Annotated in this window: 23 protein-coding genes, 3 tRNA genes and 1 other RNA gene; 11 read left to right on the top strand and 16 right to left on the bottom strand. The window is 65.3% G+C overall.

Annotated features, from left to right (window positions below):
- Positions 1–61: 61 nt before the first annotated feature.
- Positions 62–1453 carry a class II fumarate hydratase gene (fumC, locus tag ACK4MH_RS05990; RefSeq protein ID WP_409716112.1) on the bottom strand — a complete coding sequence of 464 codons (1392 nt, stop codon included), beginning with the start codon at positions 1451–1453 and terminating at the stop codon, positions 62–64.
- A 107-nt stretch (positions 1454–1560) separates the two neighbouring features.
- On the opposite strand from fumC, the gene ACK4MH_RS05985 reads away from it, so the two are divergent.
- On the top strand, positions 1561–1920 hold the full coding sequence (locus tag ACK4MH_RS05985; RefSeq protein ID WP_346496818.1) for a RusA family crossover junction endodeoxyribonuclease: 360 nt from the start codon (positions 1561–1563) through the stop codon (positions 1918–1920).
- Between the two features lie 6 nt (positions 1921–1926).
- Here the strand turns inward: ACK4MH_RS05985 and ACK4MH_RS05980 are convergent, their stop codons facing one another.
- The 3 genes from ACK4MH_RS05980 to miaA form a co-directional block, all read right to left on the bottom strand.
- Positions 1927–2400, bottom strand: coding sequence for an SspB family protein (locus tag ACK4MH_RS05980; RefSeq protein ID WP_409716108.1), 474 nt, complete (start codon positions 2398–2400; stop codon positions 1927–1929).
- Positions 2401–2505: 105 nt separating this feature from the next.
- Positions 2506–2873, bottom strand: a transfer-messenger RNA (tmRNA) gene (gene ssrA, locus ACK4MH_RS05975).
- A gap of 10 nt (positions 2874–2883) precedes the next feature.
- Positions 2884–3756 carry a tRNA (adenosine(37)-N6)-dimethylallyltransferase MiaA gene (miaA, locus tag ACK4MH_RS05970; protein ID WP_409716105.1) on the bottom strand — a complete coding sequence of 291 codons (873 nt, stop codon included), beginning with the start codon at positions 3754–3756 and terminating at the stop codon, positions 2884–2886.
- Positions 3757–3830: 74 nt separating this feature from the next.
- Here miaA and ACK4MH_RS05965 point away from each other — a divergent pair, with 74 nt between their 5' ends.
- Both ACK4MH_RS05965 and ACK4MH_RS05960 read left to right on the top strand, forming a co-directional pair.
- Complete coding sequence (locus tag ACK4MH_RS05965; protein WP_409716102.1) at positions 3831–4898, top strand: Mrp/NBP35 family ATP-binding protein; 1068 nt, start codon at positions 3831–3833, stop codon at positions 4896–4898.
- Between the two features lie 78 nt (positions 4899–4976).
- Positions 4977–6074, top strand: a complete 1098-nt coding sequence (locus ACK4MH_RS05960) for an NADH:flavin oxidoreductase (protein ID WP_409716099.1) — start codon at positions 4977–4979, stop codon at positions 6072–6074.
- Between the two features lie 35 nt (positions 6075–6109).
- On the opposite strand, the gene ACK4MH_RS05955 is transcribed toward ACK4MH_RS05960, so the two are convergent.
- On the bottom strand, positions 6110–6430 hold the full coding sequence (locus ACK4MH_RS05955; protein ID WP_409716096.1) for a YbjQ family protein: 321 nt from the start codon (positions 6428–6430) through the stop codon (positions 6110–6112).
- A 9-nt stretch (positions 6431–6439) separates the two neighbouring features.
- Positions 6440–6967 carry a dihydrofolate reductase gene (locus tag ACK4MH_RS05950; RefSeq protein WP_409716093.1) on the bottom strand — a complete coding sequence of 176 codons (528 nt, stop codon included), beginning with the start codon at positions 6965–6967 and terminating at the stop codon, positions 6440–6442.
- A gap of 57 nt (positions 6968–7024) precedes the next feature.
- Here ACK4MH_RS05950 and ACK4MH_RS05945 point away from each other — a divergent pair, with 57 nt between their 5' ends.
- Positions 7025–7612 carry a hypothetical protein gene (locus ACK4MH_RS05945; RefSeq protein WP_409716090.1) on the top strand — a complete coding sequence of 196 codons (588 nt, stop codon included), beginning with the start codon at positions 7025–7027 and terminating at the stop codon, positions 7610–7612.
- Here the strand turns inward: ACK4MH_RS05945 and ACK4MH_RS05940 are convergent.
- The 4 genes from ACK4MH_RS05940 to ACK4MH_RS05925 form a co-directional block, all read right to left on the bottom strand.
- Entirely contained in the window at positions 7609–7926 is a 318-nt protein-coding gene (locus ACK4MH_RS05940; protein WP_409716088.1) for a phosphoribosyl-ATP pyrophosphohydrolase, read from the bottom strand. The two genes, ACK4MH_RS05945 and ACK4MH_RS05940, sit on opposite strands and share 4 nt — an antisense overlap.
- Entirely contained in the window at positions 7923–8621 is a 699-nt protein-coding gene (locus ACK4MH_RS05935; RefSeq protein ID WP_409716085.1) for a TIGR02391 family protein, read from the bottom strand. The genes ACK4MH_RS05940 and ACK4MH_RS05935 overlap by 4 nt, the downstream gene beginning before the upstream one ends.
- Positions 8618–9475 (bottom strand): thymidylate synthase, encoded by an 858-nt coding sequence (locus ACK4MH_RS05930; protein WP_409716353.1) that lies wholly within the window; start codon positions 9473–9475, stop codon positions 8618–8620. The genes ACK4MH_RS05935 and ACK4MH_RS05930 overlap by 4 nt, the downstream gene beginning before the upstream one ends.
- Positions 9476–10230: 755 nt before the next feature.
- A complete protein-coding gene (locus tag ACK4MH_RS05925) occupies positions 10231–10773 on the bottom strand; it encodes a DUF924 family protein (protein WP_409716082.1) in 543 nt (180 codons plus the stop codon).
- Between ACK4MH_RS05925 and ilvC the strand changes: the two genes are divergently transcribed.
- On the top strand, positions 10772–11830 hold the full coding sequence (gene ilvC / locus ACK4MH_RS05920; RefSeq protein WP_409716079.1) for a ketol-acid reductoisomerase: 1059 nt from the start codon (positions 10772–10774) through the stop codon (positions 11828–11830). The genes ACK4MH_RS05925 and ilvC overlap by 2 nt on opposite strands.
- Before the next feature lie 39 nt (positions 11831–11869).
- On the opposite strand, the gene ACK4MH_RS05915 is transcribed toward ilvC, so the two are convergent.
- A tRNA-Pro gene (locus tag ACK4MH_RS05915) sits at positions 11870–11946 on the bottom strand.
- Between the two features lie 201 nt (positions 11947–12147).
- Here ACK4MH_RS05915 and ACK4MH_RS05910 point away from each other — a divergent pair.
- The 4 genes from ACK4MH_RS05910 (at position 12148) to ACK4MH_RS05895 (ending at position 13428) form a co-directional block, all read left to right on the top strand.
- Positions 12148–12221 (top strand) — tRNA-Gln (locus ACK4MH_RS05910).
- A 122-nt stretch (positions 12222–12343) separates the two neighbouring features.
- On the top strand, positions 12344–12859 hold the full coding sequence (locus tag ACK4MH_RS05905; protein WP_245159505.1) for a Dps family protein: 516 nt from the start codon (positions 12344–12346) through the stop codon (positions 12857–12859).
- 106 nt (positions 12860–12965) lie between these two features.
- Complete coding sequence (locus ACK4MH_RS05900) at positions 12966–13295, top strand: hypothetical protein (RefSeq protein WP_409716074.1); 330 nt, start codon at positions 12966–12968, stop codon at positions 13293–13295.
- A 48-nt stretch (positions 13296–13343) separates the two neighbouring features.
- Positions 13344–13428 (top strand) — tRNA-Leu (locus ACK4MH_RS05895).
- A gap of 124 nt (positions 13429–13552) precedes the next feature.
- On the opposite strand, the gene ACK4MH_RS05890 is transcribed toward ACK4MH_RS05895, so the two are convergent.
- Positions 13553–15127, bottom strand: a complete 1575-nt coding sequence (locus ACK4MH_RS05890; RefSeq protein WP_409716071.1) for an amino acid permease — start codon at positions 15125–15127, stop codon at positions 13553–13555.
- Between the two features lie 146 nt (positions 15128–15273).
- On the opposite strand from ACK4MH_RS05890, the gene hrpB reads away from it, so the two are divergent.
- The gene (hrpB, locus tag ACK4MH_RS05885) at positions 15274–17706 is read left to right on the top strand and encodes an ATP-dependent helicase HrpB (protein WP_409716069.1); all 2433 of its coding nucleotides are present in this window, start codon (positions 15274–15276) and stop codon (positions 17704–17706) included.
- Positions 17707–17710: 4 nt separating this feature from the next.
- Here the strand turns inward: hrpB and ACK4MH_RS05880 are convergent, their stop codons facing one another.
- Complete coding sequence (locus ACK4MH_RS05880; RefSeq protein ID WP_409716066.1) at positions 17711–18727, bottom strand: hypothetical protein; 1017 nt, start codon at positions 18725–18727, stop codon at positions 17711–17713.
- Between the two features lie 274 nt (positions 18728–19001).
- Here ACK4MH_RS05880 and ACK4MH_RS05875 point away from each other — a divergent pair, with 274 nt between their 5' ends.
- The gene (locus ACK4MH_RS05875; protein ID WP_409716063.1) at positions 19002–20291 is read left to right on the top strand and encodes an MFS transporter; all 1290 of its coding nucleotides are present in this window, start codon (positions 19002–19004) and stop codon (positions 20289–20291) included.
- Here ACK4MH_RS05875 and ACK4MH_RS05870 read toward each other — a convergent pair.
- From ACK4MH_RS05870 to ACK4MH_RS05860, 3 genes are read right to left on the bottom strand one after another with little or no spacing between them, the layout of a single operon-like run.
- A complete protein-coding gene (locus ACK4MH_RS05870; RefSeq protein WP_409716060.1) occupies positions 20288–21085 on the bottom strand; it encodes a TrmH family RNA methyltransferase in 798 nt (265 codons plus the stop codon). The two genes, ACK4MH_RS05875 and ACK4MH_RS05870, sit on opposite strands and share 4 nt — an antisense overlap.
- Positions 21082–21993 carry a class I SAM-dependent methyltransferase gene (locus ACK4MH_RS05865; RefSeq protein WP_409716057.1) on the bottom strand — a complete coding sequence of 304 codons (912 nt, stop codon included), beginning with the start codon at positions 21991–21993 and terminating at the stop codon, positions 21082–21084. The genes ACK4MH_RS05870 and ACK4MH_RS05865 overlap by 4 nt, the downstream gene beginning before the upstream one ends.
- Before the next feature lie 18 nt (positions 21994–22011).
- Positions 22012–23412 carry a glycosyltransferase family 2 protein gene (locus ACK4MH_RS05860; RefSeq protein ID WP_409716054.1) on the bottom strand — a complete coding sequence of 467 codons (1401 nt, stop codon included), beginning with the start codon at positions 23410–23412 and terminating at the stop codon, positions 22012–22014.
- Positions 23413–23530: the final 118 nt, after the last annotated feature.

Here is a 23530-nt window from a genome sequence, read left to right as displayed (position 1 = left end):
GAACGAAAAACGCCGACGTCGCGGGACGTCGGCGTTTGATCTGACCAGCGGCAGACAGTCTTCAGCCCGGCGAGATCATCTTCTCGGGCCGGACCGCCTCGTCGAACTCGGCGTCGGTCAGATAGCCGCCGCCGACGGCTTCCTCGCGCAGGGTGGTGCCGTTCTTGTGTGCAGTCTTGGCGATCTTGGCGCAGAGATCATAGCCCAGCTTGCCGTTCAGTGCCGTGACCAGCATCAGCGAGTTGTTCAGGCCGCGGGCGATATTGTCCTCGCGCGCTTCGATGCCGACGACGCAGTTGTCGGTGAAGCTGATGGCGGCATCGGCGACCAGGCGCACCGATTGCAGGAAGTTGTAGGCCATGACGGGGTTGTAGACGTTCAGCTCGAAATGCCCCTGGGAGCCGGCGAAGGTGATGGCGGCGTTGTTGCCGAACACCTGGACGCAGACCTGGGTGAGGGCTTCGCACTGGGTCGGATTGACCTTGCCCGGCATGATCGACGAACCCGGCTCGTTCTCCGGCAGGGCCAGTTCGCCCAGGCCCGAACGCGGGCCGGAGCCCAGGAAGCGGATGTCGTTGGCGATTTTGAACAGCGAGGCGGCGACCGTGTTGATTGCGCCGTGGCTGAAGACCATGGCGTCGTGGGCGGCCAGGGCCTCGAACTTGTTCGGCGCCGTGGTGAAGGGCAGGCCGGTGATCTCGGCGATCTGGGCCGCGACCTTTTCCGCGAAGCCGACGGGGGCGTTCAGGCCGGTGCCGACGGCGGTGCCACCCTGGGCCAGTTCCATCAGCTTGGGCAGGGTCTGTTCGATCCGCTCGATGCCGTTGGCGACCTGTTGCGCATAGCCGCCGAACTCCTGACCCAGGGTCAGAGGGGTGGCGTCCTGGGTGTGGGTGCGGCCGATCTTGATGATGTGGGCCCAGGCCTTGGCCTTGGCGTCCAGGGCGGCGTGCAGGTGCTTCAGCGCCGGGATCAGGTCGTTGACCACCTGTTCCGCGCAGGCCACGTGCATGGCTGTGGGATAGGTGTCGTTCGACGACTGGCTCATATTGACGTGGTCGTTGGGGTGGACCGGCTTCTTGGAGCCCATCTCGCCGCCCAGAATCTCGATGGCGCGGTTCGAGATCACCTCGTTGGCGTTCATGTTCGACTGGGTGCCCGAACCCGTCTGCCAGACGACCAGTGGGAAGTGATCGTTCAGCTTGCCTTCGATCACCTCGTTCGCGGCCTTGACGATGGCGTCGGTCAGGGCCGGATTCAGCTTGCCCAGGTCGCGGTTGGTCTCGGCGGCGGCGCGCTTGACGATGCCCAGGGCGCGCACGACCGGCAGGGGCTGTTTCTCCCAGCCGATCTTGAAATTGCCCAGCGACCGCTGCGCCTGGGCGCCCCAGTAGCGATCTGCGGCCACTTCGATGGGGCCGAAGGTGTCGGTTTCGGTACGGACGTTGCTCATGCGCGGAATCTCGTCTCTCAGGCGTGGCGATGGGTTGCGCGGCGGTGTAGCACGGGACGCATGCAGGGCAAGACGAGCGCAGACATCCTCAGATCGGCAGGCGTCGCATGACCGCCGGCTGGATCGGGACCGGCAAGGTCCGGGCGCGCGAGGATGGCGACGCCGTCGAGATCGTCATCGACGGTCTGACCACCCAGGCCAAATATTACAAGCCGTTGGTCTATGAGTTCATGCGCAAGGAATGGCGCGCCGCGCGGCCATCATGGGGCGACCATGTCGTCGAAATCCGCATGGAGCATGTCGGCGAGCCGCCGTGGATGGATCTGGACAACCTGGCCAAGGCCCTGCTTGATTCCATCAAGGGCTATCTGTTCCACGACGACGCCCAGGTCGCGCGGTTGCTGGTCGAACGGCGCGAAGGCGAAAGAGAGCGGATCACGATCCGCTCCTATCCGCGACGGGACTGACGGCGGTTATTTCTTGCGGAACTGGTCCAGCGAGACGACCTTGGGGCCTTCCGAGGATGGGTCGGTGTCCTGCGGCGGGATCGGCTCTTCCACGACCGCTTCCAGAAGCTGCGGATCCTCGAACTGCAGCAGGAACTGGACGCTGGGATCGTAGAAACGCGTGACGGCCGAATAAGGAATCACCAGGCTCTTGGGCATGCCGCCGAAACGCAGCTTGACCGAGAAGCGTTCGGGCTCGACGCGCAGATCGTCGTACTGGTGCTGCAGAACGACCGTCATCTCTTCGGGGTATTTCGCCAGGATATCGGGCGCGACGCTGACGCCGACGGCGCGCGTCTTGAAGGTGATGTAGAAGTGATGCGCGCCGGGCAGGCCTTCGGCCAGCACCCGTTCCAGCGCTGCGCGCATGACGCCGCGCAGCGCCTCTTGCGCCAGCTGCTCGTAATGCATCTCATCGACCGGAGGGGCCTGGTCGCTCATCGTCACCTCGCAATAGAGCGCGACTGATAGACGTGCGGATGCGATGGCGAAAGATGCCTTGAGGGTTAAGCGAACCGATTTGTCGCCATACCGATGATTTGGAAAAGCGCCGGGATTCTGTTGCCAGGCTCCCGACAGGCCCCGCCCAAGGATCTGAACCCCTAGGACTTAAGATTCGAAATCACCCGAACCGCATTACGCGGCGAGAGCGACTTCTCCAGCGAAGTTATCGTTCGCAGTTAGAAAATGGCCCGATACGGTGGGCCAGGACGAGCGAAAGCAATCCTCTTTACACGTCCGTCGATGCTAGTCGGCCCCATGCTGCCTCCGCCGATAACGCGGGGAGAAAGTTGGTGGAGCCGCCGGGAATCGCACCCGGGTCCGGTCCGCTTATTACAAGCGCGTTTATCGCTATAGTCCGGCCGAAACCGGACAGGATCAATATAGGCGCTGACTGGATGCATTCCAAGCGCCGCTTTCAAGTCAAACGCGCGGCCAGTCCGGCGTCTGTTGACGAAACCAGGTCAACTGGCGTTTGGCATAGTTCCGCGTGGCCTGTTTCAAAGCGGCGACGGCGTCGTCACGCGTGAGCGCTCCAGTCAGATAGTCAGCCAGTTCGCGCACGCCGACGGCTTTCATGGAAGGCAGGCTGTCGGATAGACCGCGCGCGGCCAAGGCGGCGACCTCATCCACCGCTCCCTGTTCAAGCATCAGGTCCACGCGAGCGTCACAGTTCTGATAGAGGCGCTGCCGGTCAGGCTCGACGACCCGCCCAGTCCAAGACCCGTATGGCAGCAGGGGTTTCGTATCGGCCTTCCAATCGCTGAGCGATCGGCCGCTGGCGGAGAAGACGCTCATGGCCCGCACCAATCTTTGCCGGTCGCCCCGTTCGATGGCGCGCGCAGCGTCGGGATCGGCTTGGGCCAGTCGCGCACGGAATGCCGTCTCGCCCTTGATCGCATATTCCGCCTCGACCGTGTCGCGCGTCGCCAGGGGGACGGGAGGAATGTCCGCCAAGCCCCGAGTTAGGCTCATGAAGTACAGGCCGGTGCCACCGACGAGGATCGCCGAACGCCCGTCCGCGCCAAGTTCGTCGAGTATTTCCAAAGCCGCACGGCTCCAGCGCCCGACCGACCAGGCGTCGGCCGCGTCGGCGACGCCGTAAAGGCGATGATCGGCCTGAGCCTCGTCCTCAACGGACGGCCGCGCCGTCAGGATGCGCAGGTCCGCGTAAAGCTGCTGGCTGTCCGCATTGATGATCACGGCGCCGGTTTCACGCGCCATCTTCAGCGCGAGCGCCGATTTGCCCGAGGCTGTCGGGCCGGCGATCAGGGTGATTGAGGGCGGCTGGGACAAATCGTGGCTCGCGGGACGGGTTCGAGGGCGATAGAACGCGCGCATCATCGCCTGCAAGTCTTCTGGAGACCGCCTTGGCCGAACGCACCGCCGTCATCGCCGCCCTGGACGCGATCATTGATCCGGTTTCCGGCCAGGGGCTGGTCGCCGCCGGTCTGGTTCAGGGGCTGGTGGTGGCCGACGACCGGGCGGGTTTCGCGCTGGAAGTCGATCGCAGCCAAGCCGCCGCCTATGCCCCCGTTCGCGATGCGGCGGAGGCGGCGCTGAAGGCGCTGCCCGGAATGGCGCGCGTCTCCGTCATCCTGACCGCCGAGACCAAGCCGGCCGCCGCGCCGCGCACCGCCGGTCTGTCCAAGGCGGCGGTCGATCAGGGGCGGGTCAAGGCGCCGGTTCCGACCGATCGCCCGGCCCATGTCCGCCGTGTTCTGGCCGTCGCCAGCGGAAAGGGCGGGGTGGGCAAGTCTACGGTAGCGGTCAATCTGGCTGCGGCGCTGGCGGCGCGCGGGCTGTCGGTCGGGATTCTTGACGCCGACGTCTATGGGCCGTCGTTGCCGACCATGTTGGGGATCAGCGGGCAGCCAGCCTATGAGGATGGCGCCATCGTTCCGCACGTGGCGCATGGCCTGAAGGCCATGTCGGTCGGTCTGTTGACCAAGATGGACGACGCCATGATCTGGCGCGGCCCCATGGCGTCGCAAGCCATTACCCAGATGCTGACCCAGACCCGCTGGGGGACTGAAGACGCGCCGCTGGACGTGCTGGTCGTCGATCTGCCGCCCGGCACCGGCGACGTGCAGCTGACCCTGATCCAGAAGACGCCGCTGGACGGCGCCGTCATCGTCTCGACGCCGCAGGAGGTGGCGCTGGCCGATGCCCGTCGGGCGCACACGCTGTTCCAGCGGGTCAATGTGCCGACGCTGGGCCTGATCGAGAATATGAGCGGGCCCATCTTCGGTCAGGGCGGGGCGAAAGCCGAGGCCGAGCGACTGTCGATCCCGTTCCTGGGCGACCTTCCACTAGACGCGGCGTTGCGGGAAGGGGGAGACGCCGGTCGTCCGCCGGTTTCGGTTGATCCGTCGGGCGAAATCGCTGGACGGTTCGACTCCATCGCTGGCCATATCGTGGCTGCTCTCGACCTTTAGAAAATATCTACGAGGGCGGGGTTTTCAAACGCAACCCTATTCGCCACCTTGGGTCTTACCGATACCCAAGGAGATCCGATGAGCGTCGACGCCCTGTTCAGCCCATTCACCATCAAGGGGCTGACCCTGCCCAACCGCATTGTCATGGCGCCCATGACGCGGTCCTTCTCGCCCGACGGGATCCCGACCGAGGATGTCGCCGGCTATTATCGCCGCCGGGCTGAGGGCGGCGTGGGGCTTATCGTGACCGAAGGAACGGTCATTGAGCGGCCCGCCGCTCGCAATGACGCCAATGTGCCGGTGTTCCATGGCGAGGCCTTGCCGCAATGGAAGACGGTCGTGGATGAAGTTCACGCTGCGGGCGGTTTGATCGCGCCGCAGATCTGGCATGTCGGTTCCGCGCGAGGCCAGGGCGAGGACTGGAAACCGCTCGGCAAGGTAGACAGCCCGTCGGGACTGACGGCCCCTGGCAAGATCAAATATGAGCCGATGACCGAAGAGGACGTCGCCGACACCATCGCCGCCTTCGGTCGCTCGGCGCGCGCGGCGCGCGAACTCGGCTTTGACGCCGTCGAGATCCACGGCGCCCACGGCTATCTGATCGACCAGTTCTTCTGGGGCGGCGTCAATGTGCGCGAAGACCGCTGGGGCGGCCCCACCATCGCCGACCGCGCCCGGTTCGGCGCCGAGGTGGTCAAGGCGGTGCGCGAAGGCGTGGGCGACGACATCCCCGTCATCCTGCGCCTGTCGCAGTGGAAGCAGCAGGACTTCACTGCCCGGATCGCCGAGACGCCGGACCAGATGGTTGAATGGCTGACGCCGCTGTCGGACGCCGGGGTCGATGTCTTCCACTGTTCGCAGCGCCGCTTCTGGGAGCCGGAGTTCGAAGGTTCCGACCTGAATTTCGCCGGATGGACCAAGAAGCTGATGAACAAGCCGACCATCACCGTCGGTTCGGTCGGTCTGGACGGCGAGTTCATCGCGGCCTTCGGCGGCGAGGGCTCCAAGCCCGCATCGCTGGACGGCCTGCTGCGTCGTCTGGAGAACGAGGAGTTCGATCTGGTCGCCGTGGGCCGCGCCCTGCTGGCCGACCCTCAATGGGTCAACAAGATCCGCGACGGCCGTTCGGACGAACTGCGCAACTTTGAACGCGCGGACCTTATGACCCTATCCTGACCCGATCAGTCGAGCCGGCCCGGTCTTTGTGAAGGTTAGGCCGGCTCGACGATCACCCCCGTGCCGTAGCACAGCACCTCGGTCACGCCCGGCATGATCTCGGTGGCGTCGTAGCGGACGGCGAGAATGGCGTTGGCGCCGTGCTCCGTCGCGTGTTTGACCAGTTCGTCATAGGCTTCCTGACGCCCGGCCTCGGCCAGCTTCACATAGGCCCCGACCCGTCCGCCCAACATCGACTGGACCCCGCCGATGGCGTCGGAGATGGCGTTGCGCGAGCGCACCGTCACGCCGCGCACCAGGCCGATATGGCGGGTGACGCGAAAGCCGGGCAGGTCGTTGGTGGTCGTGACGTACATCTGTCTCTCCTAGCGGCGTTCCAGCACGCGGAAGGTGAAGGCGTGATCGTCCTTCTCGCCGGCGGGGTGCGATTCCGACGATACCTCCACCCAGGCGGTTTCGTCGAATGCGGGGAAGACCGCGTCACCGTCGGGCGAGGCGTCGACTTCGGTGATGTAGAGGCGTCTGGCGCGGGGCAGGGCGGCCTCGAACAGGGCCGTGCCGCCGATGATGCAGATCTCGTCCACGCCGTCCTCCTCAGCCGTTTCGCGCCCGATCTCGATGGCTTCGTCCAGGGTGGCGCAGACCAGGGCACCCTTGGACATGCCGGCGGTTTCGTAGGATTCGTCGCGTGTCAGCACCATGTTAAGCCGACCGGGCAGGGGTTTGAGTGGCAGGCTCTCCCAGGTCTTTCGGCCCATCAGGCAGGGCTTGCCCACGGTGATGGCCTTGAACCGCTGCAGGTCCGAGCGCAGCCGCCAGGGCAGGTCGCCGTCGCGGCCGATGACGCCGTTGCTTCCGCGAGCGACGACCAGAGAAATGATGGGCTGGGGCAAGAACCTTGACCGTATCGATGCGTTGAGGTGGCCCATCCCATGAACGCGAGCCCTGTCATGAGCAAGTACATCCCCGCCATCGTCGTCGGTTTCCTGGTTGCGCTCCTTGTCAGCGGAGGCTTGGCCTTCTTCTTTTCGTCAGCAGGCGCGGACGCCGGCTATCTGCCGATGATGGTCGGGGCATTCCTGGGGATATTCACGGCCTATATCATGGCCAATCTGGCGGGGACCAAGCTGGGCAAGGCCGCAACGCCGGAGCAGAAGCAGGCCGTGCTGGATTTCCGGCCGCAGTTCCATGATCAGGCGCTGCTGATCGTTTATCGCGAAGGCTTCGTGGGTAAGGCGGCGGGCATGGACCTGTCGGTGGACGATCGGTTCGTGGCCCAGCTGAAGAGCCCGCGCTTCACCGCCATTTCCGTCTCGCCGGGCGGCCATCAGCTGTCGATGGCGTTCGGCGGTCTGGCTGGCAAGCAGAACAAGCCGACGCTGGAGGGCTTCATCGCCGCGCCCGGCGACGTGATCGCTTTTCGCGCCACGATGCAGATGGGCATGATGAAGAACCGGATCGTGGTCGAGCGCATCCAGAGGGACGACGCCTTGGTCCAGCGCCTGAAGCCGATGATCATGATCGCGCCGGAGGCTTAGGTTTCGGCCGCGACCTCGGTTTGGGGCTCCAGCCACTTCAGCCATTTGCGCTGCATGGCCTGATCCAGATCGACGCCGGCCCGGTCGCAGTAGATCAGCAGCATGCCCAGCACGTCCGCCGCCTCGTCTCCCAGCGCCTGGGCGTCGGGCGTGCCCCGCGCGCGGCCGGTCAGGCGCAGATGCTCGGCCGTCAGTTCACCTAGCTCCTCCTGCAGTTTCAGCAGCGCCCAATCCTGGTCGCGGTCGATGTCGTGTTCGGCCGCGTAGATGTCGGAGATGCGTAGGACATCCGCCTGCAAGGTCTGAAGGTTCACCGCCTTACGACGCTCTGTTCAATCAGACGCAATATGCGATCAATGAAACCGCACACGCTTAGAGCATCCTCGCGACTGAAGGTGTCAACGACGGTGTGATGAGTTTCATTTCGGAGCGCTTGCATCAATCCACGAATGATATTTGCATAGCCTTCCTGTTCCGATCGAATATCGGAGAAGACAATTAGTGATTCAGTTGGTTCAGCTTTTATAGCCGCATTTACTAAATTTGAGCCTACCAAGGTACGATCGAAGCCAGCACGAGTCCGGATTCGATCTTCAAGTACAAGCGTAGCTTGATTTATTGCGCGATCGAATGCGCTTGATGCAAGAATTAGGTCGCCGCAGCGTTCTTGCAATTCTCTATCGTGTATCGCTTTAAACAAGGACTCGACCTCGATCCTGCGATCCTCTACTCCGTATCCGTATTCAAGATAACTAAGGAGTTGCTTAGCTTTCGATCTAACCTGTGCTGCTTCGCACCAGTTCTGTCGTTCGGTTGACCAAACTCGAACTGTGCTGGGCGCGAAATCTTGAAGTGGCTGATTTAGAGACCGTTCAATGGCCGAATGGATGCGGCCATAGTCATCTACGAATGAGCCATTGATATTTGGTGGGCCATCTGAGGGGATGCTTTCCAGAAAGCCTTTCAGCCATCCGTAGTTACGTCTTAGTCCATCTATAGTTTCGGTCAAACTGCCACCTTCGCCTTGATGTGCGGCCAGGCTTCGTAGCCTTCGAGCGTGAAGTCGGACAGGTCGAAGGCGAACAGGTCGGTTTTGGGCGCGATGTGCATGACCGGCAGAGGCAGCGGTTCGCGGGTCAGTTGAAGCTCGGCTTGGTCCAGATGATTTAGATACAGGTGGGCGTCGCCGAAGGTGTGGACAAAGTCGCCGGGCTCCAGCCCCACGACCTGGGCCAGCATCATCGTCAGCAGGGCGTAGGAGGCGATGTTGAACGGCACGCCCAGGAAGACATCGGCGCTGCGCTGATACAGCTGGCAGCTCAGTTTTCCATCCGCCACGAAGAACTGGAACAGGCAGTGGCAGGGCGGCAGGGCCATGTCGTCGACGTCGGCCGGGTTCCAGGCCGTGACGATGTGACGGCGGCTGTTGGGGTTGGTCTTCAGGCCGTGGACCAGTTTATCGATCTGGTCGATGACGCGGCCGTCCGGCGCGGTCCAGGAGCGCCACTGCTTGCCATAGACCGGACCCAACTCGCCCTCGGCGTCGGCCCATTCGTCCCAGATACGGACGCCGTTGTCCTTCAGATAGGCGATGTTCGTCTCGCCGCGCAGGAACCACAGCAGTTCGACGATGATCGAGCGCAGGTGTAGCTTCTTCGTCGTCAGGACCGGGAAACCCTTGGACAGGTCGAACCGCATCTGGCGGCCGAAGACCCCCAGTGTGCCGGTGCCGGTGCGGTCGTCGCGACGCACGCCATTGTCCAGAATGTCGCGCAGCAGGTTCAGATACTGCCGCTCGGGATGATCGGCGGGCGCGGCGGCGATGCGGGCCTGGACGTCGGCCTGAAGCGTGGCGTGGATCATCTGAACGGTCATGGATTCAAGGTGCCTCAGAATTCGATTCGGGGTCGCGGCAAATCGGCGTCGTCCACAGGAATTGATTCGCTTGGACACGGGTGATCAGCCTCGCGCTTTCGCTGCGAAGTTATGGAGGGCTGGGCGGAGCGCCGGGCCTTCGCCCGGAGTGTGAGTTTGTAAGTACCGTTTCGACGAAGGGTTGACGCTCCGCGCGGTTGGTTGGCCTGCAAGCTCGGGGCGTCGAGCGGTGGCGGTCTTATCGCCTAACCCCATAAGCCTGCGACGGGTCGGCAGCCCCTGCGAGGACTGTCCCGAGTGCGATCGAGTATCCCCCTCGACCCTCCGACACCGCTCCATGAGTCGATGTCAGCGCGGGCCGTTTCAGACCCGCTCCCGTTCCATCCGCTCCCGCCGCCGCAAGGTCGCAGGCCAAGCGAGCCCTCCGATGCGACGGGACGGGTTTAGAATACGCGCGTTTCGGAGGGGGGATGGCAGAACGGGGACATAAATCGGCAAGCGATTGGATTCGCTGCGAATGAACCAGCGTCATTGTGCGGGTTGGCGCGCATTTCTCCCTCCCCTTCATGGGGAGGGGCGGCGGAGCGGAGCGCAGCCGGGGTGGGGGCGTGTGAAGCCCTGCGCCCGCCCTTACGGCCCCACCCGGCTCGCTGCGCGATCGTCCCTCCCCATGAAGGGGAGGGAGAGGCGTCTGTGGGGCTTTGAGAGCTCCTCCACCGCTTGTGGGCAGGAGGCGGTGCGCTTCAGCCGCCGAAACCGCCTTCGTCGAGGAAGGCCTGTTCTTCTGCGGTCGTCTCACGGCCCAGGGCGGCGTTGCGGTGGGGGAAGCGGCCGAAGCGGACGATGATGTCGCGGTGGAGTTTGCCCCATTTCTCCAGCTCTTCGTCGCCGGCGATCAGGGCCATGTAGCGGTCCTGGTCCTCGATCCGTTCGGAGTGTTCGAAGGGCAGCAGCAGGAAGTTCTTCAGCTCGGGTTCGACCTGAATATGAAGATCGCGCGCCACGGCCTGATTGGCGAACATCAGGGCCAGCGGGTCGGTGGCGAACTGATGCGCCGTGCCGCGAAAGCTGTTTCTCGGATACTGGTCCAGCAGGATCAGCAGGGCCAGGGCCCCTTCCGGCGTATCCATCCAGCCGTCAAGTTCGCGGCGCGCCGCCGCCCAATGGACCGCGCGGCCACGGTCGCGGAAATCGGCGTCGAACGCCTCGTCCTTGGCGAACCACTTTTCGGGACCGGCCTCTTTCCAGAAGGCGACAACGGAGGAAGGGGTTATGAAGACGGTCATGACCCAGACCTTATCCAATCCGCTGCCCGTCTTCCATGACCGCGACTGCGACCTTTCGATCATACGCGGCAAGCGCGTCGCCATGATCGGTTACGGCAGCCAGGGGCGGACCCATGCGCTGAACCTGCGCGATTCGGGGGTGGCGGACATCGTCGTGGGGCTGAAGGCCGGCTCGAAGACTCGTGAACTGGCGCGGGCGGATGGGTTCGAGGTGATGACGGCCGGGCAGGCTGCCGCCGGCGCCGACGTGATAGCGGTCATGACCTCGGACGAGGCGCATCGCGACCTGTGGCGCGACGAACTGGAGCCCAACGTGCGGCCGGGCGCCGCCCTGGTGTTCGCCCACGGCCTGTCGGTCCGGTTCGGCCTGGTGGAGCCGCGCGCCGACCTGGACGTGATCCTGGCGTCGCCCAAGGGGATCGGGCCGCGCATTCGCGACCTGTACGAGGCCGGGGAGGGGGTCTTCTGCCTGTTCGGGGTGCATCAGGACGCGTCAGGGGGGGCGCACGCCCTGGGCCTGTCCTATGCGGCGGCGCTGGGGTGCGGACGCAAGGGCATTCTGGAAACGACGATGCGCGACGAGTGCGAAAGCGACCTGTTCGGGGAGCAGGTCGTGCTGTGCGGCGGGATCGCCGAACTGATAGACGGGGCCTTCATGAAGCTGGTGGACGCCGGCTATCCGCCCGAAGTGGCCTGGTTCGAATGTTTCTACGAGACCAAGCTGGTGACCGACCTGATGTACGAACGCGGAATCGCCGGGGCCTTCGCCAAGATTTCCAACACGGCGGAATACGGCGCCTATCTGACGGGGCCGCGCATCATCAACGCCGCGTCGCGCGAGGCGATGGATCAGGTGCTGGCCGAAGTTCAGGGCGGAGAATTCGTGCGCCGGCTGATGGCGGATTACGACGCCGGGTCGCCGGATCTCTTGGCGCGTCGCAAGGCGCTGAGGCTGCGGACCATCGAATCGGTCGGCGCGCATCTGAACGCCGTGGCGCGTCAGGCGATGGAGACGGCGGCGAACGACGATGATGAAAACAGCATGGGCGGCGGGTGAAAACCCGCCGTCGCGCTGTCGATATCTCTAAAGAGAAGATGGTCGGAGTGAGAGGATTCGAACCTCCGACCCCTGCGTCCCGAACGCAGTGCTCTACCAGGCTGAGCCACACTCCGACCGTGGGGGCTGGCCTGGCGGCGTCGCCCCGAAGTGAGGACGCGGCTTATAGCTATGGGTTCGGGAGGCCGCAAGCGTCCATTTCACCCCAACTTCGCGGTGCGTGAAAATAGTCCTGAAAGAGGGTGTTGCATCCCAAAACCGCTTGGCGTATCTGACCGCCTCCGCCGCACAGAGTGCTTCGGAAACGCCGGTCCTGCTGGGGAATGGTGTAATGGTAACACTACGGTTTTTGGTACCGTCATTCTAGGTTCGAGTCCTAGTTCCCCAGCCATCCGCCGACAAAGGTCGGCGCCGCCGAACCCTTTCACAGCTTCAGCATTATGATCTGCATCAGGGCTTCCGTTCGGACGCCCGGCTTCCTAGCTTGACTGCAGACTGTTGAGGAGAACGACGATGGTGACCGCTCGTGAGAAGCGCCTTGCGCCGCTGAGAACGCCGACTGGCCTGTCGGAGGAGGCGACGCGCGATATTTCCGCTGCGTTGACCACCCTGCTGGCCGATACGTTCGCCCTCTACATCAAAACCAAAAACTTCCACTGGCACGTGTCGGGCCCGCATTTCCGCGATTATCACCTGTTGCTGGACGAGCAGTCGGCGGAAATCCTGGCCATGACCGATCCGATGGCCGAGCGCGCGCGCAAGATCGGCGGCACGACGTTGCGGTCCATCGGTCAGATCGCCAAGGAATCGCGCGTCGCGGACAATGACGCCGACTATGTCGATCCGCTGGACATGCTGGCCGAGCTTCGCGACGACAACGGCGAGCTGATCGCTCGGATGCGCGAGGTGCACGACCTCTGCGACGAGCACAACGACATCGCCACCGCCAGCCTGTTGGAGAACTGGATCGACGAAAGCGAGAAGCGCGTCTGGTTCCTGTTCGAATCGGGTCGTCGCGGAAACGTCTGATTGAGGAACCGCTTCGCTTGCGCCGTCTTATGTATCGTCGATAGTCGATGCAGAGACGGCGCAGGAGAGGCGTGTGAGGCAGGGTGTGTTGATATGCGGATTGGTCTTGGCAGGCGCCCTGGCGGCCTCGCCGGCTTACGCTGACATGTCCAAGGCGTTCGGCAATACAATCGTTTCCCACTATCCGAACGGGCAGTGGGTAAAGCATTTCTTCGAGCCGGACGGGCGCTACACCTCGCAGTTTTCGGACGGGCGGCGGCTGGCTGCGCGCTGGTCGGCCGAGGGGGACAAGATCTGCCTCAGCGGCTTCAGCCCGCGTCAGATCTTACCACGCTTCTGTAGTCGTGTGGTCGAGGCCGATGTCGGAGATACCTGGCAGGCGCGCGATCCGCTGGGACGGTCCATTCGCAACGAACTGGTCGCGGGGCGTCGCTGAGGCCTTGCCCTGACCGTCGTCACCCTCTAGAGGCGACGGCCTGCCCATGCGGATGTGGCGGAACTGGTAGACGCACTAGATTTAGGTTCTAGCGCCGAGAGGCGTGGAGGTTCGAGTCCTCTCATCCGCACCAAAGCAAAAAGGCCCCGGAGCGATCCGGGGCCTTTTCTTTTTTAGTGGGCCTATCGCGCTTCGCGCTACTTGAGGCCGTATTCCGGGGCCTATCGCACCTGCGCAACAGGCCCCGGAACTTTCACTTAGCGGATCGGCGGGACGGGCGGCGGCGGCAGGTCGCTGTCGGTCTCGTGGACCTCGATCAGGCCGCGACCCAGGTGGCTCTTGCGATAGCCATACAGGAAGTAGATCACCAGGCCGATGCTGCCCCAGATCGGCAGCACCATCTTGGCGTCGTGCGGCAGGTTCCAGAACAGGAAGGCGCAGCCGAAGGCCGACAGGGGCGCGAAGACCCAGATGAACGGCGTGCGGAACGGACGCTTGCGGTTCGGCTCCTTGACCCGAAGGATCAGCACGGCCAGCGACACCATGAAGAAGGCGAACAGGGTGCCCGAGTTCGAGATGTCGGCCAACTGACCGACCGGGAACAGGGCGCCGCCGATGGCCACCGCGATGCCGGTTGCGGCCGTCACGATGTAGGGCGTCTTCCACTTGGGGTGGATCTTGGTCAGGCCTTCCGGCAGCAGGCCGTCGCGCGCCATCACGAAGAAGATGCGGGTCTGGCCGTAGATCATCATCAGGATGACCGAGGGCAGGGCCAGCAGGGCGGCGGTGCCCAGGGCATTGCCGATCTGCGGATGACCGATCACGCGCAGGACATGGGCCAGGGCTTCATTGGAGCAAACCAGGGCCTCGGCGTTGGCCGGCAGGGCGCAGGCGGCGATGAAGGCCGGCGAGCCGGGCTGGACGGCTTGGCCCGCAGCGCCGAGCACCGGCTGTGCGCCGATGGCGCCCGCTGCACCCAGGGCGACCAGCAGATAGAAGACGGTGCAGATGGCCAGGGAGCCGATCAGGCCGATCGGCACGTTGCGTTGCGGATTCTTGGTCTCTTCGGCCGCCGTTGAAACCGCGTCGAAGCCGACATAGGCGAAGAAGATCGAGGCGGCGGCGCCGACGATGCCCATGCCCGAGAACTCGCCGAACAGGCCGTTTGGCGCGAAGGGCGACAGGTTCGCCGTCTTGATCGCCGGCAAGGTGATGACGATGAAGACCGCCAGGGCGGCCACCTTGATCAGAACCAGCACGGCGTTGACGCGCGCCGATTCGGTCGTACCCAGCATCAGCAGACCGGTGACCAGCAGGGCCACGATGATGGCCGGAATGTTGACGATGCCGACCGAGAAGTCGGGCGTGGGAATGAAGCCGTTCATGGCCCAGGCGGGCCCGGCGGATAGGAGGTCAGGGAAGTCGAACCCTAGCCCCTGTTCTATCAATCCCAGGACATAGCCTGACCAGCCGACTGACACGGCGGACGCCGCGACCGCATACTCCAGGATCAGCGCCCAGCCGACCGTCCAGGCCAGCAGTTCGCCCATCACGGCGTATGTATAGGTGTAGGCCGAGCCCGAGACCGGGGCCATGGCAGCCAGTTCGGAGTAGCAGAGCGCCGCGACGGCGCACACGGCGCCGGCGATGACGAAGCTGACCATCATGCCCGGCCCGGCTTTTTGCGAAGCCGCAGCCGTCAGGACGAAGATGCCGGTGCCGATAATGGCCCCGATCCCCAGAAGCGTCAGTTGAATAGGACCAAGCGACCGATGAAGAGATTTCTTCTCGGCCGTGGCAAGGATCGCGTCGAGCGACTTAACGCGCCACATAAAATACCCCCACGGTTTTGATACAGCCCCTCGGCTGCTTGAGGCGGACGCTAGCGACGGATGAGGCGGCGCGCAACGCGCATGACGAGGGGGTTAAGGCGTGACGACGCTTTCGTGATCAGGGTGCATCGGGCTAGAGGCGGGGCATGCTGCCTATCCACGCCGTTCTGGAACCGCTGAAAGCCGCCCTTGCGAGCGGCAATACGGTGGTGCTGGTCGCGCCTCCGGGGGCCGGCAAGACGACGGTCGTGCCCCTGGCCCTGCTGGATCAGCCGTGGCTGGAGGGCAAGGTTCTGGTGCTGGAGCCGCGACGCCTGGCCGCACGGGCGGCGGCGGACCGGATGGCGAAGACGCTGGGCGAACAGGCTGGCGGGACCGTGGGCTATCGCACCCGGTTGCAGAGCCGCATCGGACCGAAGACGCGGATCGAGGTGATCACCGAGGGCGTGTTCACACGGATGATTCTGGACGATCCGGGTCTGGACGGCGTGGGCGCGGTTCTGTTCGACGAGTTTCACGAACGCAGCCTGGACGCGGATCTGGGGCTGGCCTTGGCGCGCGAGACGCAAGGCCTGCTGCGTGAGGATCTGCGTCTGCTGGTCATGTCGGCGACGCTGGACGTCGTGGGGGTGTCGCGACTGCTCGACGGTGCGCCGGTCATCGAGGCCGAGGGGCGGGCCTGGCCGGTCGCGACCCGGTATCTGGGCCGCAATCCGTCGGAGCGGTTCGAGGAGGCCGTGGCGCGGGCCTGTCTGAACGCTCTGGGCGAAGAGACGGGGTCGGTGCTGGTCTTTCTGCCGGGTCAGGGCGAGATTCACCGGGTCGCACGGCTGGTGAACGACCGGCTGCGACTGCCGAACGTCGATGTCGTGCCTCTGTATGGCGGTCTGGACCGGGGCGAGCAGGACCGGGCAATCGAACCGGCGGCGCCGGGGCGGCGCAAGCTGGTGCTGGCGACATCGGTCGCGGAGACCAGCCTGACCATCGAGGGCGTTCGGGTGGTGATCGACGGCGGATTGTCGCGCGTGCCGCGTTTCGAGCCGTCCAGCGGCCTGACCCGTCTGGCGACGGTCAAGGTCAGTCGGTCCTCGGCCGAGCAACGACGCGGCCGGGCCGGGCGCACCGAGCCGGGCGTCTGCTATCGCCTGTGGGACGAGGAACAGACGCGCGGTCTGGTTCCGCATCAGCGGCCGGAAATCCAGGAGGCGGACCTGACGGGCCTCGCGCTGGACCTGGCGCGATGGGGCGCGCGGTCGGTCGAGGGGCTGGCCCTGCTGGACCCGCCGCCGGCCGGGGCCATGGCCGAAGCGCGCAAGGTGCTGACGCGGCTGGGGGCGCTGGATGCGGACGGGGGGCTGTCGAAACACGGCCTGCGGCTGACGCGAATTCCGCTGTCGCCGAGGCTGGCGCATATGGTCGCCGTGGCGTCGGACGGGGGCGATGCGATGACGGGCGCGCGGATCGCAGCGGTGCTGAGCGAACCGGGGCTGGGCGGATCAGGCGTCGATCTGGCGGATCGGCTGATCGGGCTGGAGCGGGATCGGTCGCCGAGAGCGCGCGACGCGATGAAACTGGCGGATCGCTGGGCGCGCGCGGCGGGCGGCGGGGCGGGTCGCATGATCGATGCGGGCCTTATGCTGGCGGAAGCCTTTCCAGAACGGATCGCCAAGGCGCGCGGCAAGACGGGCGAACTGTTGCTGGCCAGCGGACGCGGGGCCGTGCTGGACGCGACCGATCACCTAGCGCGCGAAACCTGGCTGGCGGTGGCGGAGCTGGGCGGAGGGGAGGCGCGCGACCGGGTGCGGCTGGCGGCGGCGCTGGACGGGACGCGGATCGAGGCGGACCTGGGTCGGTTGATCGAGATCGAGGATCGGCTGGTCAAGGAGCCGTCCGGCCGGATGGTGATCCGGCGTGCGCGACGCATCGGCGCCCTGGTGCTGGATGAAAAGGTGATCGGGGCGCCGGACGCCAAGACCATGACGGCGGCTCTGCGGGCCGAAATCGAGGCCGAGGGGCTGGGCGCCCTGCGTTGGGGCGAGCAGGCGACGGGTTTGCGGGCGCGGCTGGCCTTTTTGCACGGGCTGGATCCGAGCTGGCCGGATGTTTCGGACGCCGCCCTGCTGGAGGCGCGGGAGGACTGGCTGTGGCCGCTGCTGGAGGGGGCGAAGTCGCTGGAGGCGATCAGCGACGGGCGGCTGGCCGAGGCCTTGCGGGGGCTGATCCCCTGGGATCTGCAGCGCAGGCTGGATGAGCTGGCGCCCGGTCGGCTGGACACGCCCCTGGGCTCGGCGGGGATCGACTATGGCGCCGAGGGCGGGCCGCGGGTGGAGATCCGGGTGCAGGAGCTGTTCGGCGTCGTCACCCATCCGACGGTCGGGGGCGGACGGGTTCCCCTGACCCTGTCGCTGCTGTCCCCGGCGCGGCGACCCGTTCAGGTGACGAAGGATCTGCCGGGTTTCTGGGCCGGGTCCTGGGCGGCGGTGCGGTCGGACATGCGGGGCCGCTATCCGCGCCATCCCTGGCCCGAGAACCCGGCCGCGGCCCAGCCGACCAACCGGGTCAAGCCGCGCGGGACCTGAGCGTTCAAAACAGCCAGCGCAGCCGAGGCGTGTAGAGAATGGATCCAGGCGATTCTGTCACTTCCGTGTACTGCAGGACGATACCGGCGCCTGAAACCCCGATTCCCGAGGGATAGACCTGCGTTGCCTGAGGGGAGATCACTTCTTCGTCGCGACAGGCTGGGTTGACAGTGTTTGTCACACACCGAACCCTGACCAACTGTCCGATCTTCTCTGCGCTCAAATCCATGTGCGCACCTGCGCGGCGCAAGACGACGCCGGAACCGTCTAAAGGGTCATAATCGATCCAGTGACCTTCCTGATCGACCCATTGCAGTGTCGGCTGGTCCTTGGATAAGTCGATTAGCCCCAAATGGCCGGTCCGGCCGTCGATGAGTGCGATCCGGTCTCTAGTCTTGCGCCACAGCAGCCGCCATTGAGTATGCCCCTGGTAAAGCCGTTTCGGCTCGGCCCCTGCGACATGCAGCTCGAGTGTCGATTCAACGCCTTCTGGACCCAGTGGGCGCAGCCGCGTCAGCAGCAGGGCTATACGGCCTTGCGCATCTATGACGCAGCGCGAGGAGCCAAGACTTAGGTGGCCAACGCTGCTGGCTTCATTGCCTGTGACTTCTACACGTATTGAAGGTGGGGCGTTCAAGGCTTCGGCGATGTCTCTCTTCGGGCGAAGGTCATGTGCGGTGATAGCGTAATGTGTAGGCGTGGAGCCGTCGGAGCGTGAGGCCATGAAACAATCGCCGTCGGCGCTGACCTCCAGCGAATCGACATCGGTCGACCCGTCGATGATGGTGTCCGACAGGGCACCCGATAGCAGATTGATATGCCGCACTGATGCAGGTTCGCCGTCGTCCTGGGCCGGACGGAAGGCGAGGGCGGTCAGAGCATTGTCGGTGTCGCTGACGGACATGACATCCAGCACGAAGGTGTCGGGAATTCTTCGGGACGGTGCATTGAAAGCGGCAACCGGCATACTTCCATCGTCGCACCCGAAGGCGACGAGGCCATGATTTCTGGAATGGACCATGGGTACGCCCGGACAAGTCGAGGCCAGATTTCCCATCGGTGTTGCCAGCGTAGTGTCGCTATCCTGTCCCTCGGCGCAGCCTGTGGTCAGAAGCGAGCAGGCCAAGACAAGCACCGCAGCATGTCCGAGACCTGAAGACGTCGAGTGTAGTCCGATCATGATTGGATGACTGCCATAGGCTTGTGAGATTGTCCTGTGAAGTTTGCCTACCCTCTGGCTTGACCTGTCCGGCGCGGGCAGCGCATCCCTCGCTCATGCCTTCCAAGGAAAAGCCGTGAACGATACGCCACACGCCGTCCTGCCGAAGAACTCCACCGGTCGCGTGCTGTTCGCCAGCCTGATCGGCACGACGATCGAGTTCTTCGACTTCTACATCTACGCCACCGCCGCCGTGCTGGTGTTTCCGGTGCTGTTCTTCCCCGGCGAAGATCCGGGCACGGCGCTGCTTTCATCGTTCGCCACTTTCTCCATCGCTTTTTTCGCGCGGCCCATCGGCGCCCTGGCTTTCGGGCATTTCGGAGACCGGGTGGGACGCAAGGCGACGCTGGTCGCGGCCTTGATGACCATGGGGCTGTCGACCGTGGCCATCGGCCTGTTGCCGACGCACCAGCAGGTCGGCCTGCTGGCGCCGATGCTGCTGGCCCTGTGCCGGTTCGGTCAGGGGTTGGGTCTGGGCGGCGAGTGGGGCGGGGCGGTCCTGCTGGCGACCGAGAATGCGCCTCCGGGAAAGAAGGCCTGGTTCGGCATGTTCCCGCAGCTGGGCGCGCCCATCGGCTTTATCCTGTCGACGACCTCCTTCATCATCCTGACCTCGACCATGAGCGAGAGCGCGTTCGAGAGCTGGGGCTGGCGCATCCCCTTCCTGGCCAGCGCCATCCTGGTGTTCGTCGGCCTGTGGGTGCGGCTGAAGATCAGCGAAACGCCTGAGTTCCAGAAGGCCATTGATCGCGACGAGCGGGTCAAGGCGCCGGCCGTGACCCTGTTCGCCCATCACAAGGCGGCGCTGGTGCTGGGCACGTTCAGCGGGGTGACGACCTTCACCCTGTTCTATCTGATGACAGTGTTCGCCTTGGGGTGGGCGACGACGGGGATGGGGCTGGCGCGGGCTGATGTCCTGCCGATCCAGTTGATCGGCGTGCTGTTCTTCGCCGCCTGTATTCCGGTGACGGCGCTGCTGGCGGACCGATACGGGCAGGTGAAGGTGCTGATCTGGTCCTCGGTGGGGATCGGCCTGTTCGGTTTCCTGTTCGCGCCGCTGTTCGGGGGCGGTCTGACCGGGCTGCTGATCTTCTTTGCGCTGGGGTTCGCCCTGATGGGCTGCACCTATGGCCCCATCGGCGCGGCCATGGCGCGGCCGTTCCCGACGGCGGTGCGCTATACCGGCGCGTCGATGGCGTTCAACCTGGCCGGCATCCTGGGGGCGTCGTTGGCGCCCTATATCGCGCTGAAGCTGGCGGAACGGTTCGGGCCGGGGGCCGTGGGCGGCTATCTGGTGATTTCGGCCCTGGTCAGCATCGTCGCCCTGTGGGGCATGGGGCGTGTGGCGCCCGAAGAGAAGCGTTAGGCCTCGTCGGTCGCGGCATAGACCATGATGCCCGTGGCGATGGCCAGGTTCAGGCTGTCGGCCCGGCCGCGCATCGGGATCTTGACGTTGACGTCGCAGGCGGCGGCGAGATCGTCGGTCAGGCCGGCCTGTTCATTGCCCATCAGGATCAGCGACGGCTTGCGCATCACTGCGGAGCGGTGGCTGACCTTGGCGTCCAGGCGGGTGCCGACGACGCTGCCGGGCCAGGTCTTGCGCCAGGCCAGGAAGGCCTCGGCCGTGGTCCTGGTGATCGAGACGGCGAAGACCGAGCCCATGGTCGCACGCACGGCCTCCACGGAATAGGGATCGACGCAGTCGCCGATCAGGATGACGCCGCCGCATCCGGCCGCGTCCGCCGTGCGGATGATGGTGCCCAGATTGCCGGGATCGCGCACCTGCTCCAGCGCCACCCAGCAGGGGGCGGAGGCGGGGTTCAGGCTGTCCAGCGGGGCATAGGCCTGTTCGAACACGCCCAGCACGGTCTGGGGATTGTCGCGTCGGCTGATCTTTTCGAGGATGGCGTGGGTGACGACGACGATGTCGCCGCCAGCCTTGCGCGTTTCGGCCTTGGCCCGGTCCAGCAGCGGGTGGGGGCGGGCGTCCTCGCCGACCAGCAGCATCCTGGGCGCGCGACCCTGGTCCAGCGCCTCGCCGATGAACTTCAGACCCTCGGCCAGGAAGGTCCCGGTCTGGTCGCGTTCCTTGCGCATGTGCAGGGCGCGAACGGCCTTGACCGTGTCGTTGGTCAGGGAAGTGATGACGCGTTCGGTCATTTGCTCCACCGGGCGAAGAAGGACAGGCCGATGGCGCGGGCGTCCGGGCCGTCTTCGGACAAAGCCAGTTCGCCCCAGTCGATGCGGCCGCCGCGATTGTGCGTCGCCTCGACCATCAGGTGCGCCAGCGACAGGCCCGAGACGCGGGCGGCATAGGCGTTCAGCAGCAGGAAGTCGGCGTCGTCGGCCAGTAGGGCGGCGCAATCCTTCAGCAGGGCCGGCATGTCCTCGAACAGGCGCCAGACCTCGCCGGTCGGCCCGCGTCCGTATTTGGGCGGGTCGAGAATTATGCCGTCGTACTTGGAGCCGCGTCTAACCTCGCGGGCGACGTACTTGCGGGCGTCCTCGACGATCCAGCGGATCGGGTGCTGGCTCAAGCCGGACTGTTCGGCGTTCTCGCGGGCGTAGGCCACCGACTTCTTGGACGCATCGACGTGGGTGACTTCCGCCCCCGCTGCGGCGGCGGCCAGACTGGCGACGCCGGTGTAGCCAAACAGGTTGAGGATCTTCGGCGCCCGGCCGGCTGTGCGTGAGAAGTCGCGCACCCGATTGTCCAGCCATTCCCAGTTGGCGGCCTGTTCGGGGAAGAAGGCGAGGTGGCGGAAGGGGGTGAAGCGGCCGGTGAACTTCACGTCGCGCCATTTCAGGGGGAAGGCGTCGATGGGGCCGTGGCGGTCGAACTTCCAGCGGCCGGAATCTTCCTCTTCTTGCTGGGGGTCGAAGGTGGCGGTGGCGTTTTCGAAGGCCGCCGGATCGCGTGGCGACCAGAAACATTGCGGCTCGGGCCGGACCACGGTGTAGCGGCCGTAGCGTTCCAGCTTCTTGCCGTCGCCTGAATCGAGCAGGGCGTAGTCGGACCAGCCGCGGGTCACGAGCGTTTCGGGAGTTTTTGAAAGGACAGGCGCCATCGTCGGGCTGATAGGCGCTCAGGCGGCCTCGCGTCCAGACTCCTGCGCCACGACGGTCAATTCCGGCGCTTGGGCGTCGCCATCGTGCGGGGTCTTGTCCCAGACGTGAGGTTCCACGATCAGGCGCCAGGCGGCATGGACGAAGGCGAGGCTGAGCAGCGACCAATAGGCGGGGGCGGCCAGCATGTCGCCGAGCCGATAATCCAGCCCGGCGCGCTTGGCGCCGACGGCGCAGCCCATCCAGGCGGCGATGACGCCCAGGGCCAGCACGCCCAAGGAACCCACAGGCGTCGCCGGCGCGATTCCGGCGTGAAGCCCGACCATCAGCGCCGACGCCAGCCAGGCCAGGGTCGGGGCATGGGCTGCGGCCGACAGGATGCCGGCGCCCAGCGTCATGACCAGGGACAGCAGGCCGCGTCGCCCCAGGCCGAGCGGGCGTCGGGTGTGAACGCCCCAGGTCTGCATATAGCCCTTCAGCCATCGCGTTCTCTGAGGCAGCCAACGGTCCAGGGCGCCGGGCGGGGTCTCCCAGGTCGGGCAGTCGATGACGTCCAGCCTCCAGCCCAGCGACCACAGTCGAAAGCCGAGGTCGGCGTCCTCGGTCACATTGTGCGCGTCCCATCCGCCGGCGGCGCGAAGGGCGGTCATGCGGATGTGGTTGCTGGTGCCGCCCAGCGGAAAGGGGAGACCCAACCGCGCCATCCCCGGCAGCGTCACCTCGAACAGGGCGGCGTATTCGAAGGCGAACTGTCGATCCAGAAAGGCGGAGCCGGGCCTACCCGAGGGGCGGATGCGCAGCGGCGCCTGGAGGCACCCCAGCCGAGGCTGAGCGACGAAACGCGCCGCCGCCTGGCGCAGTTGTTGCGGAAGCGGTCGGTCTTCTGCGTCGTAGATGGTGACCAGATCGCCTGAGGCCTGTCTCAGGGCGTGGTTCAGCGCGCGAGGCTTGGTCAGGGGCGAACCCGGCGGGACGACCAGAATCTTGATCCACGACGGGCGTGGCGTGGCCTGGGCGGCGGCTAGGGTGGCGTGGTCGTGGGTTTCGAGGACGATGAAGGCTTCGAGTCGATCGGGCGGATAGTCGATGCGGGACAGGTTGGCGATCAGTTGCGGCGTCACCGCCGCCTCGTCGTGCAGCGCCGCCAATATGGTGTAGCGCGGCCATACGATGGGGCGGGCGCTGGGCCTGGGGCGGCGCAGGCTGGCGATGGCGATGACGGTCTTCCAGATCGCCGAGACGACGAAGGCGGCCTGGAACAGAATGAGCAGCGTCAGGAAGGCGACCTGAGGCCAGCGGACCAGAGCAGCGGCAGAGCCCAAGGAGAGCAAGATCATCGCCGTGATCTGGAAGCCGCTGGGCATGCGCCGTGCGGCGCCGTTCCTGCGAGGCGTGATCCCCGGATGTGTCCAGACCTCCATGTCGCCGCCCCCGCACCTCCACAACCTCTAATCGCTATTTGAAACAACTGTGTTCGGCAAGCTGGTTGGCGTCTGGGACGGATTGTCGCTATTCAGGGCGCCTCACCCGGAGCAGCCG

Source organism: Brevundimonas sp. (genome assembly GCF_046295075.1).
In the GTDB taxonomy this organism is placed as follows: Bacteria; Pseudomonadota; Alphaproteobacteria; order Caulobacterales; family Caulobacteraceae; genus Brevundimonas.
The sequence above is the reverse complement of the archived record's forward strand: the minus strand, read 5'-3'. Positions and strand labels throughout refer to the sequence as shown.

Bases quoted from the DNA above. Each gene is read 5' to 3' on its own strand.
- fumC (WP_409716112.1), bottom strand. From the start codon at position 1,453: ATGAGCAACGTCCGTACCGAAACCGACACCTTCGGCCCCATCGAAGTG.
- ACK4MH_RS05985 (WP_346496818.1), top strand. From the start codon at position 1,561: ATGACCGCCGGCTGGATCGGGACCGGCAAGGTCCGGGCGCGCGAGGAT.
- ACK4MH_RS05980 (WP_409716108.1), bottom strand. From the start codon at position 2,400: ATGAGCGACCAGGCCCCTCCGGTCGATGAGATGCATTACGAGCAGCTG.
- ACK4MH_RS05960 (WP_409716099.1), top strand. From the start codon at position 4,977: ATGAGCGTCGACGCCCTGTTCAGCCCATTCACCATCAAGGGGCTGACC.
- ACK4MH_RS05955 (WP_409716096.1), bottom strand. From the start codon at position 6,430: ATGTACGTCACGACCACCAACGACCTGCCCGGCTTTCGCGTCACCCGC.
- ACK4MH_RS05945 (WP_409716090.1), top strand. From the start codon at position 7,025: ATGAGCAAGTACATCCCCGCCATCGTCGTCGGTTTCCTGGTTGCGCTC.
- ACK4MH_RS05930 (WP_409716353.1), bottom strand. From the start codon at position 9,475: ATGATCCACGCCACGCTTCAGGCCGACGTCCAGGCCCGCATCGCCGCC.
- ilvC (WP_409716079.1), top strand. From the start codon at position 10,772: ATGACCCAGACCTTATCCAATCCGCTGCCCGTCTTCCATGACCGCGAC.
- ACK4MH_RS05925 (WP_409716082.1), bottom strand. From the start codon at position 10,773: ATGACCGTCTTCATAACCCCTTCCTCCGTTGTCGCCTTCTGGAAAGAG.
- ACK4MH_RS05905 (WP_245159505.1), top strand. From the start codon at position 12,344: ATGGTGACCGCTCGTGAGAAGCGCCTTGCGCCGCTGAGAACGCCGACT.
- ACK4MH_RS05890 (WP_409716071.1), bottom strand. From the start codon at position 15,127: ATGTGGCGCGTTAAGTCGCTCGACGCGATCCTTGCCACGGCCGAGAAG.
- hrpB (WP_409716069.1), top strand. From the start codon at position 15,274: ATGCTGCCTATCCACGCCGTTCTGGAACCGCTGAAAGCCGCCCTTGCG.
- ACK4MH_RS05880 (WP_409716066.1), bottom strand. From the start codon at position 18,727: ATGGTCCATTCCAGAAATCATGGCCTCGTCGCCTTCGGGTGCGACGAT.
- ACK4MH_RS05870 (WP_409716060.1), bottom strand. From the start codon at position 21,085: ATGACCGAACGCGTCATCACTTCCCTGACCAACGACACGGTCAAGGCC.
- ACK4MH_RS05865 (WP_409716057.1), bottom strand. From the start codon at position 21,993: ATGGCGCCTGTCCTTTCAAAAACTCCCGAAACGCTCGTGACCCGCGGC.
- ACK4MH_RS05860 (WP_409716054.1), bottom strand. From the start codon at position 23,412: ATGGAGGTCTGGACACATCCGGGGATCACGCCTCGCAGGAACGGCGCC.